Below are 3,612 nucleotides of genomic sequence, written 5' to 3' on the forward strand. Positions count from 1 at the left end.
GGATTTTGCCGATGCGCTGGGCCTCAGCCGCTTTGCGGTCGTCGGACACGATTGGGGTGCCCGGATATCCTATCTGCTCGCGTCGGTTTTCCCGGACCGCATCAAGTGCTGTGCTGCGCTGTCGCTCGGCTGGCAACCAGGCAAACCAGCAACGCCGGCGCCCGGACAAGCGAAAGCATTTTGGTATCAATGGTTCATGGCGACGGCACGGGGCGCCGAGTTCGTACGAAACAACGGCAAGGAATTCGCCAGATACCAGTGGGACAGCTGGGGTCCATCAGGCTGGTTCGACGACGCTATTTTCGATGGTGTCGCGAGTTCGTTCGAAAATCCTGACTGGGCGGATGTGACGTTGCATCCCTTCGGGTCCGATGGGAAGAGGCCGAGCCCGATCCCCGCTATGCCGAACTCGCCCGCCGGCAAGCAGCGGTCAAGATCATCACGGTGCCGATCCTGACGCTTCATGGTGGCGCCGACCGCGTTGTGTTTGCCCAGTCCTCAGAGGGGCTCGAAGAGCATTTCACCGCGTTCTACAGGCGGGTGGTGCTGGATGGCATCGGACACTTCCCGACGCGTGAGGCTTCTGATCAGGTTCCGCGATTGTTGGCTGCGTTTCTCGACAGCCATGGCAAACGCTGAAGTGGGGTCGTCATCCGACCTCATAGTAGAGGCCGGAACCTGACGCATCGCCGCGCATTTCGTCTCCATGCATGACGAACCGAAATGCGGTCTCGCAATCAATCGGCAGCCAGGGAGAATTTGAATGCAAGCTTCAGACGCAATCTCAGCACACCATGCTGGCCAGCTGGCCATAGTATCGTTTGTCGGCACGGTGACGGTACGATTTTCCGACGCCATAGTCGCTGCTACGGAACGGGCGAAAGTGCTTCAGGAAGAAGGACATGAGCCCGTGTTCTACATCCCTTTCGAAGACATCTATTTCGACCTTTTCGAAAAGACGAACACCACCAGCCGCTCCCCTTCGAAAGGCACCGCGAGCTACTGGCGCGTCCATGCGGTGGGCAGCTCGGCTGACGATTTCATGTGGGCATACGAGACGCCTGAAACCGCGGCGCGGCCCATTGCACGTCATGGTGCATTCGATCCGGAAAAGGCGCGCATCGATGCTGAGCCCGCGGAGGACAGACGGCACACGCCCCACGTCCCGGAGTAGATTGCCCGTTCGCAGCGGGGCGATCTGAATTCAAGGCTGGTGCTGACGCGCGGAAACTCGTCATCAAGGATGCGTAGTGCCTCCTCATATTTGACAGTCGATGCCCCGACTTGTCGGGCCTGCCAGATATTGTCCGCCAGATCCGCGCGCTTCACCGGCAGCGCCAATGGATTCGATGCCGCCCGTCGCACAAACGCGAAGTAGTCCTCGCCATCCCTGCGCGACATGGCGTCGACGGCCGACGCGATCGTCGGGCCAAAACCGGCCTCGTCCAACCTGGTCCGGTTCCAGCCTTCGCCCTTTTCCACGACGTCATGGAGATAGGCGACGACCTTCTGGTCCCTGGTTTCGACCGCGTCGACGACCCGGCGGCAGTGCTCGATATACGGTCGCCCGGTCTTGTCGCGCTGTGCTGCGTGGACCTCTTCGGCAATCTTGGCCGCCCGGTAAAAGATGCTCATCTGGCTTGCCCTTCAGACATGGTTTTACCATCGCTCCTCGGTATCGTGGTGCGGCAGGTCTATTCCGCAGCAAACCCAGCCAAGTCGCTGCCTCGATCCATAATTGTAGCGCGGCTCCAGGCGAGCCGGATCGTCGAACGTTCCGACATGCAGCGCGATCTCTCCGGGCGATGCGTCATAGGCAAGGCTGAGCGGCGATCCGCAGGCGGAGCAGAAGCCCCTCCGGGCAATCGGCGAAGATCTGCGATAGGCCGGCGCCGCATTGGTCCAGGTCACGCTTTGGGAAGGCACCCAGGCCAGAACCGCGAACGCACTGCCGGTCGTTCGCCGGCACATATCACAATGGCAATAATGCACTCTCGGTTCGCTTCCAACGCGGAAGCGGATCGTGCCGCAGAGACATCCTCCGCTCAGTTCCATTTTGGCGCCCCGGCTGACTTGCCGCTCCAACGTCTATCGCGCGGTCTCATGCGAGCACCTCCATTCATCTCAGCGGAAACGCCAGCCATTTGCGTAGGTTCCTGTGGCTATCTCAGGAACCAGTGCTTGCGCGCGGCGTTGCGTGTCTTTGCCGACAATGGGAGGAAACAGGGAAATGCATCGTCGGTCGGAGAAGCGCTGATGTCGATGCCGGGGCTGGCATACGGACCTCTTGGCGATCGATGCATGCATGTCTGCGTGGATATGCAGCGGCTGTTTGCCGAGCCGTCTCAATGGGCAACGCCCTGGATCACCCGGGTTCTCCCGCAGATCGAGAGGCTGGTCGAAAGACGCGCGCCACAGACGGTCTTTACACGCTTCCTGCCAGCCGAAAAGCCGGGGCAGGGCGTCGGCACATGGAAGCGCTATTATGAGCGCTGGGCTTCCCTGACGATCGAGACGATCGGGCCCGAAATGACCGAACTGTTGCCGTCTTTAGCCGGCTACTGCCCGCCAGCGGCGATCATCGACAAGCACATCTATTCGCCCTGGTTCGAAGGGCGCCTCAGAGCCCTTCTGGTGGAGCGCGGCATCGATACGCTGGTCATTACCGGTGGCGAAACAGATGTTTGCGTTCTCGCCACCGTGCTCGGGGCCATCGATTTCGGCTATCGCGTGGTTCTCGTCACGGACGCGCTGTGCAGTTCTTCCGACGCAACCCATGATGCACTGCTGACCGTTTACCACCAACGTTTCGCGCAGCAGGTCGAGACGGTTGAGATGGAAACGGTTCTCTCGAACTGGACTTGACGTCCGCTAACCCGGCCCGGGTGGAAGTGTCCATGCTTCCTTGCGCGGTTGGGCTGCCTATCTGTTAAGAGAATGACGGACACCAGAACAGGTAGCAGACGTGACGCAACGATCGGGAAGTGCTGATCTTCCACTCCATGGCGGGCGCGTGCCGAAATGGCTCGGCGACCGCATGACGCGTCTTGGCGCTGTGATGTGCGAGGCGATCATTCATCACTATGGTCGAGACGAGCTGCTGCGGCGGCTGGCGCATCCATTCTGGTTCCAGTCCTTTGGTGCTGTCATGGGCATGGATTGGCACTCGTCGGGGATCACGACCAGCGTCGTGGGCGCTTTGAAGCGTGGCCTCACGCCGCTCTCCGGCGAGCTCGGCATTCATGTCTGCGGTGGTCGCGGCGCGCATTCGCGCAAAACCCCGCATGAGCTGGAGGCCATCGGCCAACGCGTCGGCTTCGACGGGGCGGGCCTGGCCACCGTCAGCCGGCTTGTCGCCAAGGTCGACAGCGCCGCGGTCCAGGACGGTTTCGATCTTTACCTGCATGGTTTCATCGTCACCGATGACGGTCGCTGGGTCGTGGTGCAGCAAGGCATGAACGGTGACAGCAAGGTGGCGCGCCGCTACCATTGGCTCTCCGAGGGCCTCAAGAGTTTTGTCGACCAGCCGCATGCCGCCATAGAGGGCGTCCATCAAGGTGAGATCGTCAACCTGACCGACAGGCGCGCCACCTTGCTGTCACCGTTCATGCC

Annotated in this window: 6 protein-coding genes and 1 pseudogene; 5 read left to right on the plus strand and 2 right to left on the minus strand. The window is 61.0% G+C overall.

Annotated elements, in window-relative coordinates:
* From EOC06_RS43165 to EOC06_RS22535, 3 genes are all read left to right on the plus strand, one after another.
* Positions 1-457, plus strand: a 457-nt coding sequence (locus EOC06_RS43165) for an alpha/beta fold hydrolase (RefSeq protein ID WP_245469908.1), incomplete at its 5' end; no start/stop codon positions are given.
* Positions 445-639 (plus strand): alpha/beta fold hydrolase, encoded by a 195-nt coding sequence (locus EOC06_RS43170; protein ID WP_245469909.1) that lies wholly within the window; start codon positions 445-447, stop codon positions 637-639. The genes EOC06_RS43165 and EOC06_RS43170, both read left to right, overlap by 13 nt.
* A 124-nt stretch (positions 640-763) precedes the next feature.
* The gene (locus EOC06_RS22535) at positions 764-1,174 is read left to right on the plus strand and encodes a DUF427 domain-containing protein (RefSeq protein ID WP_128308825.1); all 411 of its coding nucleotides are present in this window, start codon (positions 764-766) and stop codon (positions 1,172-1,174) included.
* Between the two features lie 53 nt (positions 1,175-1,227).
* On the opposite strand, the pseudogene EOC06_RS22540 reads toward EOC06_RS22535, so the two are convergent.
* Both EOC06_RS22540 and EOC06_RS22545 read right to left on the minus strand, forming a co-directional pair.
* Positions 1,228-1,635: pseudogene (locus tag EOC06_RS22540) on the minus strand (HD domain-containing protein); the annotation flags it as partial.
* Positions 1,636-1,659: 24 nt separating this feature from the next.
* Entirely contained in the window at positions 1,660-2,055 is a 396-nt protein-coding gene (locus EOC06_RS22545; RefSeq protein ID WP_127329007.1) for a GFA family protein, read from the minus strand.
* 201 nt (positions 2,056-2,256) lie between these two features.
* On the opposite strand from EOC06_RS22545, the gene EOC06_RS22550 reads away from it, so the two are divergent.
* Together EOC06_RS22550 and EOC06_RS43175 are read left to right on the plus strand one after the other, a co-directional pair.
* Positions 2,257-2,865: a cysteine hydrolase family protein gene (locus EOC06_RS22550; RefSeq protein ID WP_127267549.1), complete on the plus strand. Its 609-nt coding sequence runs from the start codon at positions 2,257-2,259 to the stop codon at positions 2,863-2,865.
* Between the two features lie 100 nt (positions 2,866-2,965).
* On the plus strand, positions 2,966-3,612 hold a 647-nt coding region (locus EOC06_RS43175), incomplete at its 3' end, for a DUF763 domain-containing protein (protein ID WP_245469911.1).

It is taken from the genome of Mesorhizobium sp. M7A.F.Ca.MR.362.00.0.0, from assembly GCF_004023175.1.
Lineage (GTDB): Bacteria > Pseudomonadota > Alphaproteobacteria > Rhizobiales > Rhizobiaceae > Mesorhizobium.